Annotated in this window: 8 protein-coding genes; 5 read left to right on the top strand and 3 right to left on the bottom strand. The window is 62.5% G+C overall.

The features are described 5' to 3' along the window. On the top strand, positions 1–236 hold a 236-nt coding region (locus HBO12_RS22295), incomplete at its 5' end, for a ribonucleotide-diphosphate reductase subunit beta (RefSeq protein WP_010208297.1). A gap of 39 nt (positions 237–275) precedes the next feature. Here HBO12_RS22295 and HBO12_RS22290 read toward each other — a convergent pair. Further along, positions 276–575, bottom strand: coding sequence for a putative quinol monooxygenase (locus HBO12_RS22290; protein WP_169957065.1), 300 nt, complete (start codon positions 573–575; stop codon positions 276–278). 83 nt (positions 576–658) lie between these two features. Further along, positions 659–1,669 (bottom strand): zinc-binding alcohol dehydrogenase family protein, encoded by a 1,011-nt coding sequence (locus HBO12_RS22285; protein WP_169957064.1) that lies wholly within the window; start codon positions 1,667–1,669, stop codon positions 659–661. Positions 1,670–1,781: 112 nt separating this feature from the next. Between HBO12_RS22285 and HBO12_RS22280 the strand changes: the two genes are divergently transcribed. Beyond that, positions 1,782–2,672 carry a LysR family transcriptional regulator gene (locus tag HBO12_RS22280; protein WP_170043230.1) on the top strand — a complete coding sequence of 297 codons (891 nt, stop codon included), beginning with the start codon at positions 1,782–1,784 and terminating at the stop codon, positions 2,670–2,672. A 36-nt stretch (positions 2,673–2,708) separates the two neighbouring features. Beyond that, on the top strand, positions 2,709–3,197 hold the full coding sequence (locus tag HBO12_RS22275; protein WP_170043229.1) for a DUF1289 domain-containing protein: 489 nt from the start codon (positions 2,709–2,711) through the stop codon (positions 3,195–3,197). A 147-nt stretch (positions 3,198–3,344) separates the two neighbouring features. Here the strand turns inward: HBO12_RS22275 and mdeB are convergent, their stop codons facing one another. Beyond that, on the bottom strand, positions 3,345–6,023 hold the full coding sequence (mdeB, locus tag HBO12_RS22270; RefSeq protein ID WP_170043228.1) for an alpha-ketoglutarate dehydrogenase: 2,679 nt from the start codon (positions 6,021–6,023) through the stop codon (positions 3,345–3,347). Positions 6,024–6,215: 192 nt separating this feature from the next. On the opposite strand from mdeB, the gene HBO12_RS22265 reads away from it, so the two are divergent. Together HBO12_RS22265 and pcsA are read left to right on the top strand one after the other, a co-directional pair. After that, positions 6,216–7,154 carry a class I SAM-dependent methyltransferase gene (locus tag HBO12_RS22265; protein ID WP_170043227.1) on the top strand — a complete coding sequence of 313 codons (939 nt, stop codon included), beginning with the start codon at positions 6,216–6,218 and terminating at the stop codon, positions 7,152–7,154. Between the two features lie 150 nt (positions 7,155–7,304). Then, positions 7,305–8,027, top strand: a complete 723-nt coding sequence (gene pcsA, locus HBO12_RS22260; protein WP_169957058.1) for a phosphatidylcholine synthase — start codon at positions 7,305–7,307, stop codon at positions 8,025–8,027. Positions 8,028–8,100 lie beyond the last annotated feature (73 nt).

Genomic DNA, 8,100 nt, shown 5'->3' with positions numbered 1-8,100 from the left:
ACGCTCGCGACACCATGCCACGCGGCGTGTTGGGCATGAACGCGGCAATGATGGAGGACTACCTCAAGTTCATCGCCAACCGTCGTCTGTCGCAGATCGGCTTGAAGGAAGAATACCCAGGCACCACTAACCCGTTCCCGTGGATGAGCGAGATCATGGACTTGAAGAAAGAGAAGAACTTCTTTGAGACCCGGGTGATCGAGTATCAGACCGGTGGGGCGTTGAGCTGGGATTGATCGCAGGCCATCGCCGGCTTGCCGGCGATGGCGCACGCATCAGTTGGAGACTTGCTCAAGAAAGATCAGCTTCAGAGGTTCCAGCAGCAAGTCATCCGCCGTGGCGGCAAAGCGCTGGAAGTACGGCATCGCAAAATGCGCATCGAGGGCCGCCTGGTTCTTGAACGCTTCACGCATATAGAACGTGCCCGGCTCATCACGCAGTTCGAACAGCACGTAATCCAGGTTGCCTGGCTCGGTGCGGGTCGGCTCGACCAAGGCCAGCAGGCCGGCCTTGAGCGCTTGTTCCTGGCCCGGCTTGGCCTTGAGTACGGCGATGGATATCAGGGGTTTGCTCATGCTGGCGACTCCATTGGTAGGTTGGCTGGCGCATGCGGCGAGCATTACGCACAGCGATAAGCCCAGGGCTTTGATCAGGGTGTTCATTGGAAATCCTCAAGCACAATCTTGCCCCGCGCCTGGCCGCTTTCCACCAGGGCATGGGCGCTGCGCATGTTGGCCGCGTTGATCGCACCAAAATGCGCACCGAGAGTGGTGTGCAACACGCCTTGGTCGATCAACTGCGCCACCCGGTTGAGCAGGTGGTGCTGCTGGATCATATCCGCCGTTTCAAACAGCGAGCGGGTGAACATCAGCTCCCAGTGCAAGGACAGGGATTTGAGCTTGAGCGGCATGACGTCCAGGCTGTCCGGGTCATCGATCAACCCCAGCCGCCCCTGGGGGCGCAGCACTTCGACCAATTGCGCCAGGTACTCCTCGGTATGGGTGAGGCTGGCGACATGGCTGACCCCATCGACCCCCAATGCCTGGAGCTGGGCCAGCATCGGCCGGCTATGGTCGATCACATGATGGGCGCCCATGCGCTGGACCCACTCGATGGTCTCCGGGCGCGAGGCGGTGCCGATCACGGTCATTTTGGTGAGTTGGCGGGCCAGTTGCACCAGGATCGACCCCACGCCACCACCGGCCCCGACCACCAACAGCACATCACCCTCGCCTGCGCCTTCAGTCACACCAAGGCGGTCGAACAGCAACTCCCAGGCAGTGATCGAAGTCAGCGGCAAGGCAGCGGCGTGAGCCGCGTCCAGCGTGCGTGGCCGGTGGCCAACGATGCGCTCATCGACCACCTGGAATTCGCTGTAGCTGCCTGCGCGGATCAAGGAACCTGCGTAGTACACCGCATCGCCTGGCTTGAACAAGCTCACGTCGCTACCGACCTGGCGCACGATACCCGCTGCATCCCAGCCGAGGATTTTCGATTCCTGGGCGTAGGTACCAGCGCGCACCTTGGTATCGATCGGGTTGACCGCCACAGCCTGCACTTCCACCAGCAGGTCCCGAGGGCCTGGCTGGGGGGCGTTGATGTTCACGTCGATCAGCGAACGTGGGTCGTCAATGGGCAGGCCATGTTCGGTAAAGGTGATTGCTTTCATGGGAACTCACGAGTGATGAGGGACGATGGCCCTCGATGGCGTGCATTTTTACCGTTCCCAGAACGAAGAAAAATCGACAAAATGCAGCAACACTTTCATTGCTGGAGTGAAAATGATCCGCATCGATGATCTCGGGCTGTTCCTGCGCAGCGCCGCCCTGGGCAGTTTTACCGCCGCTGCGGTGGAGGCCAACCTGTTGCCGGGCCAGGTCGCGGCAGCGATCAAGCGCCTGGAACGCGAGCTGGAAGTACGGCTGTTTACCCGCACCACCCGCAGCCTGCGCTTGAGCGCCGAAGGCGAACAGTACCTGCCCACCGCCCGCAGCGTGCTGGAGCAGTTGGAGCTGGGCCGCGAACGTTTGCGCGGCGATGACGCGCCGCTGCGGGGCACGTTACAGATCGCCGCGCCGTCGGACCTGGGGCGCAACATCCTGCTGCCGATGCTCACCGAGTTCCGCCGCCTGCATCCAGAACTGACCTTGCGCTTTTTGGTGTCGGACCAGGTCACCAACCTGTTTCGCGACCCGGTGGACGTGGCCCTGCGTTATGGCTGGAACGAGGACGCCAACTACATCGCCCTGCCCCTGGCGCCCTGGAACCGCCGGGTGCTGGTGGCCTCGCCGGACTACGTGGCGCGCCACGGCGCCCCCGCGTCCACCGACGAACTGACGCACCACCCGTGCCTGCTGTACCTGCAAAACAGTCGTCTGCATGACCGCTGGGAGTTGGGCGGGCAGACCGTGCAGGTCGCCGGCCCCTTGTTCAGCGACGACGCCGATGTGGTGCGGCGCTGGGCCGTGGCCGGCGAAGGCATCGCCTACAAGACCTGGCTGGATGTGTACGCCGATGTCCAGGCGCAGCGCTTGGTGGTGCTGCTGCCAGAGATTGCCGGGGATGTGTACCCCTTGAGTTTCGCCTGCCCCCATCGCGGGCAGATGTCGCGGGCGGTCACCCAGTTGTATCAATGGTTGAACCAACAGTTCAGCGCCATGGAGCGCCCGTGAACCCTTTTGTAGTGGATTAGGAAAGACGCGGTTTTTATGTCCAATCAAACCATCAAGACGCCGTGCGTCGGCCTGTGTTCCACCGTGTATGGCGACCTGGTGTGCCGTGGCTGCAAGCGCTATCACCATGAAGTCATTCAGTGGAATGGCTACAGCGCCGAGGAAAAACAAGCGGTCTGGCTGCGCCTCGAACAGTTGCTGGTGCAGGTCATGGCCAGCAAGCTGGAGGTGTTTGATCCTGCGCGCCTGCGCCAACAGCTGGAGGAGCGCAAGATCCGCTTTATGCCGCACCAGTCGCCGTATTGCTGGGCCTATCAGTTGATTGCCCGAGGCGCACGGGTGATTTCCCGGCTGGATGCGTACGGGTTGGTGTTGCTGCCCGAGTTTCGTGAGCGGCACCTGGCGGATTTGCGTGATGCGATTGATCGGGAGTTTTTCCTGCTATCGGAGGCGCATTACCAGCGCTATATCGCGCCGGATTTTTTGCGTGAGGCGTTTGGACCCCAGTTGATAGCCACTCTCTAAGGCACACCACAAACCCCTGTGGGAGCGGGCTTGTGTGGGAGCGGGCTTGCCCGCGATGGCGGTGGGTCAGTCACCTATGCATCAACTGACACTACGCCATCGCGGGCAAGCCCGCTCCTACAATGAGTCCTCATATACCTTGAGGTGTCAGTGGGTCCACGACGCCGCACGCTCGGTGTGCAGGCCGTACCGTTCAATCGCCTGCTGGCACACCTGCGCCTCCAGGCTGCCCTGCTCCACCAGGGCGGCCAGCGCGGCGAGCACGATGTGGTGGCGGTCCACCTCGAAGAAGTCGCGCAACGCCGCACGGGTGTCGCTGCGCCCGAAGCCATCGGTGCCCAGCACGGTGTAGCTGGAGCCCAGGTAGGAACCGATCATCTGTGGCACGGCGCGTACGTAGTCCGACACTGCAACCACTGGCACACCCTCGGGCAGGCAGGTCGCCAGGTGGCTGCGCTGCGGTTCTTGTAGCGGATGCAGGCGGTTCCAGCGCTCCACCTCGCGCGCATCGCGGGCCAGTTCGCTGAAGCTGGTCACGCTGAACACCTCGCTGGCGATCTGCCAATCGTCTGCCAGCAACTGCGCGGCGGCCTGGGCCTCGCGCACCAGGGTGCCGGAGCCGAGCAGGCGCACCTTGGCCCCGGCGCTGCCATCGAGGCGGTACATGCCCTTGATGATCGCCGCCTCGACGCCCTCGGGCAGGCTCGGCTGCGGGTAGTTTTCGTTCATCAGGGTCACGTAGTAGAACTCGTCCACATCGTGCTCAAGCATCTGGCGCATGCCATGGTCGAGAATCACCGCAAATTCGCCGGCGAATGCCGGGTCGTAGGCGCGGCAGTTAGGCACGGTCGCCGCCATCAGATGGCTGCTGCCGTCCTGATGCTGCAAGCCCTCGCCGCCCAAGGTGGTCCGCCCTGCCGTGGCGCCGAGCAAAAAGCCCCGGGCGCGCTGGTCGGCGGCGGCCCAGATCAGATCGCCCACGCGCTGGAAGCCGAACATCGAGTAGTAGATGTAGAACGGCAGCATGCGCAAGCCATGCACCGAGTAACTGGTAGCCGCCGCGACCCAGGAACTGATAGCACTGGCTTCGCTGATGCCTTCCTCAAGGATCTGCCCGTCGGTGGCTTCGCGATAGCTGAGGATCGAGCCGATGTCCTCGGGCTCGTAGCGCTGGCCGACGCTGGAGTAGATGCCGATCTGCTTGAACAGGTTGGCCATGCCGAAGGTGCGTGCCTCGTCGGCGACAATCGGCACGATCCGCGGGCCCAGGGCCTTGTCCTTGAGCAAATTGCTGAGCATGCGCACAAAGGCCATGGTAGTGGACATTTCCTTGCCTTCGGCCTGGGTCGCGAAGCCGCCGTAGCCACTCACCGGCGGCACAGGCACCGGCTCGGCGTGCTGGCTGCGGCTGGGCACATAACCGCCGAGGGCGGCGCGACGCTGGTGCAGGTAGCGCATCTCTGCGCTGTCGGCGGCGGGTTTGTAGAAGCTCAGGGATTCGGTCTGCTCGTCGCTCAAGGGCAACTGGAAGCGGTTGCGAAAGGCGATCAGCGCATCGCGGTCGAGTTTTTTCTGTTGGTGGGTGGTCATCTTGCCCTGCCCGGCTTCGCCCATGCCAAAGCCCTTCTTGGTCTGGGCCAGGATCACCGTGGGGCGCCCCTTGACCCGCCGCGCGGCGTGATAGGCCGCATGGATTTTCAGCATGTCGTGGCCGCCGCGCTTGAGACGGTCGATCTGCTCGTCGCTCAAGCCGGCCACCAGTTTGGCCAGGGACTCACTCTGGCCGAAGAAGTGCTCGCGGTTATAGGCACCGTCCTTGGCGGCAAAGGTCTGGAACTGCCCGTCCACGGTCTGGGACAAGGTGCGCACCAACGCACCATCCTCATCCTTGGCCAGCAAGGCGTCCCAATCCGAACCCCACACCAGCTTGATCACGTTCCAGCCAGCACCGGCAAACAGCGCCTCCAGTTCGTCAATGATCCGCCCATTGCCACGCACCGGGCCATCGAGGCGCTGCAAGTTGCAGTTGACCACCCAGGTCAGGTTGTCCAGGCCTTCGCGGGCCGCCAGGGTCAGGGCCGACATGCTTTCCGGCTCATCCATCTCGCCGTCGCCGAACACGCCCCAGACGTGGCGGTCGGTGGTGTCCTGCAAGCCACGATGGTGCAGGTAACGCATAAAGCGCGCCTGGAAAATCGAACTGATCGGGCCAATGCCCATGGAACCGGTGGGGAACTGCCAGAAGTCCGGCATCAACCACGGGTGCGGATAGCTGGACAGGCCACGGGCACCGGCCTTGACGGCGCCCAGCTCCTGGCGATAGTGGGCCAGGTCCTGCTCGCTCAAGCGGCCTTCAAGAAACGCCCGCGCGTAAATACCAGGCGCGGAATGCGGCTGGTAGAACACCAGGTCGCCGCCGACGTTGTCGTGGCGCGCACGGAAAAAATGGTTGAAGCCCACCTCGAACAGGTCCGCCGCGCTGGCATAGCTGGCGATATGGCCACCCAATTCGCCATAGGCCTGGTTGGCGCGGACCACCATGGCCAGGGCGTTCCAGCGCACCAGCGAGGCCAGGCGCTCTTCGGTGGCCAGGTCGCCGGGAAAGTGCGGCTGCTGGGCAACACTGATGCTGTTGATGTAGGGCGTGCCATGGCGCGGCTTCCAGCCGATGGCCGGGGTGTTGCCGGCGTCGGCCAGCATATCGAGGATCTCCCGCGCACGTTCGGGGCCTGCGTGGCGTACCAGGGAGTCCAGGGCATCGCGCCACTCGGTGAGCTCTTGCTGGTCAATGGCTGTTTGATTGACTGTCTTTACGAAACCGTTCATGGGCACCTCCGAGCTGTTTTTTCCAGTTTATGTCTGCCCAAAAGGATTTTTTGACTGTTCTGGCCAGGTGGCGCGGCGATTTGCAGCACAAAACGCTTAAACACAGCTGATTAAAAGCACGTTGTGCTCCAACCACCTGAAACACCGCAATTGTGTTTAAAATGCCGCCCGTTTAATGATCGACGCTGCCCGATGACCCCAGACGCCCTCGCCCTGCTCCATTCCCTTTTGCTCGAAGCCCTGCGCGACGTGCCCACAGAAACCCGGCGCCTGTTCCACGGCCGGGGCCGCTGCTGGCCGGGCCTGGAACAATTGACCGTGGATTGGCTGCAAGGCGTGGTGCTGGTCTCGTTGTTCAAGGAGCCAGAGCCTGCGCAGTTGCAAGCCTTGCAACACCAGTTGCGTGAGCTGTGCGAAAGCGGCGAATGGCAACAGGCCGGCGCCCACACCCTGGCCCTGCAACATCGCTACCTGCCGCAAAGCACCACCGAATGGTTGTGGGGGCAGATGGTCGACGAATTGACCATCACCGAAGGCGGCCTGCGTTATCGCATCGACCTGGGCAAAAAGCAGAACAGCGGGCTGTTTCTGGATATGCGCTACGGGCGCAACTGGGTGCGCGAGCACGCCCATGGCCTGCGGGTATTGAACCTGTTTGCCTACACCTGCGGGTTTTCCGTGGCCGCCATCGAGGGCGGCGCCGAGCATGTGGTCAACCTGGATATGGCCCGTGGCGCCCTGAGCCGGGGTCGCGACAACCACCGGCTCAATGGCCATGACCTGGGCAAGGTGAGTTTCCTGGGGCACGACTTGTTCAAGTCCTGGGCCAAGGTCACCGGCAACGGCCCCTATGACCTGGTGATCATCGATCCGCCGTCCTTCCAGAAAGGCAGCTTCCTGCTGACCAAGGATTACCAGCGCGTACTACGCCGCCTGCCAGACCTGCTGACGCCCCAAGGCACGGTACTGGCCTGCATGAATGACCCGGCGCTGGGCGAAGATTTCCTCATCGAGGGCGTCACCCGCGAAGCACCGGGGCTGCGCTTTGAGCAGCGCCTGGCAAACCCACCGGAATTTCCTGATATCGATCCGCAAAGTGGCTTGAAGGCCCTGGTGTTCCGTCAGGGCTGATGCCGAATCCGTCAACGCTTGCTACCCTAGACCTAACGCCGTGGTGGTGAACCTTATCCCCACCTTCCCGGTCGATACTTGCATCCCTTGGCCAGATTCGACGCTAACTCGCCGTCGGCTGCCCTGTTTCACCTTTTGGAGAACGCCCCTGTGATATCGACCCTGCATGTAGCCAGACTCAAAGCCTGGGGCGCCCATGGTTTTACCGCCACCGGCGTGGTGCTGGCCTTCCTCGCGACGCTGGCGCTGCTGGAGAACCAGCCCAAGGCCTGCCTGCTGTGGCTGGGCCTGGCGTTGATCGTGGATGGCGTGGACGGGTCGCTGGCGCGGCGGGTCAATGTGCAGACCGTGTTGCCAAGCTTCGATGGCTCGGTGCTCGACCTGGTGATCGATTACCTGACGTATGTGTTTATCCCGGCGCTGTTCATCTACCGCTATATCGACCTGCCGGACTTCACCCACCTGTTCACCGTCTCGGTGATCCTGGTGTCATCGCTGTTCTGCTTCTGCAACGTCAATATGAAGAGCAAGGACAACTACTTCCAAGGCTTCCCGGCGGCCTGGAACGTGGTGGCGCTGTGTGTCTACATCATCGATCCGGACGCCTGGATCACCCTGGCCACGGTGATCGGCCTGGCGCTGCTGACAGTCACGCCGATGAAGTTCCTGCACCCGTTCCGGGTCAAGCGCTTTATGCCGATCAATATTGCGGTGACCACGGTGTGGCTGCTGTGCAGCCTGTTGCTGGTGATCGACCGGCCGTACACCAACACGTTGACCATGGGCCTGTGGTTGTTGATGTCGGCGTACTTCCTGGGGATTTGTATCTGGCGCACGGCGGTGGAGTGGTTGGATAAATCGCGTAAGGCATGATGTGCGGCGCCATCGCCGGCAAGCCGGCTCCTACAAAAGCACAATCCCTTGTAGGAGCTGGCTTGCCAGCGAT

The organism is Pseudomonas sp. WS 5059, assembly GCF_012985525.1.
Taxonomy (GTDB): Bacteria; Pseudomonadota; Gammaproteobacteria; order Pseudomonadales; family Pseudomonadaceae; genus Aquipseudomonas.
The sequence above is the reverse complement of the archived record's forward strand: the minus strand, read 5'-3'. Positions and strand labels throughout refer to the sequence as shown.